The sequence below is a fragment of the Candidatus Hakubella thermalkaliphila genome (genome assembly GCF_013281975.1).
Lineage (GTDB): Bacteria > Actinomycetota > Humimicrobiia > Hakubellales > Hakubellaceae > Hakubella > Hakubella thermalkaliphila.
In genome coordinates, this window is record NZ_BLRZ01000508.1 from 1 (window position 1) to 502 (window position 502).

General features: G+C 56.6%; 1 protein-coding gene. It reads right to left on the reverse strand.

Going from position 1 to position 502, the window contains the following annotated elements; translation table 11 throughout:
* Positions 1-149: 149 nt before the first annotated feature.
* Positions 150-502, reverse strand: a 353-nt coding sequence (locus HW443_RS12940; protein ID WP_176238416.1) for a hypothetical protein, incomplete at its 5' end; no start/stop codon positions are given.

Genomic DNA, 502 nt, shown 5'->3' on the forward strand with positions numbered 1-502 from the left:
AGGATGTCAACACGACACTCTCGGGCATCTTCCTGCTCCGGACCTGAGGGAATGAATTGATCCTGAAAATGTCGCTCACGCGTTGCTGCGTCCACGGGGGAGATTTGTGCTGTATGTTCCAGCACTCTACGTGGAAAGGGCTCGGGATATTAGTTAGGCGAAAGTGCCAACTGCGCTAGGTAGTGGTAATAGTTGCGACGTCGTTCGGCAACTTCTGTACTGAGGACCTCCTCACAGGTGCTTTGGCATCGGGTGCATACATCTCGCACTGTCTCGGCACGCAAATACCCACATGCGGTGCAGACAGAGACACGATCGGGCAGTGGTGCCAGCGCCAGCCGCGTGATAGGGGTCCCCCACCCCGGCCGATTGCCTACCGTGGGCATCAGTGCCTGTGCCTCAAGCAGGTAGTCCTCCCAAAGGGCGTTCATCAAACGAGCGATTCCACCTGCTCCGAGACCTGCGGCGTTAGCAACCGAGCTAAGATAACGGATTAAACGAT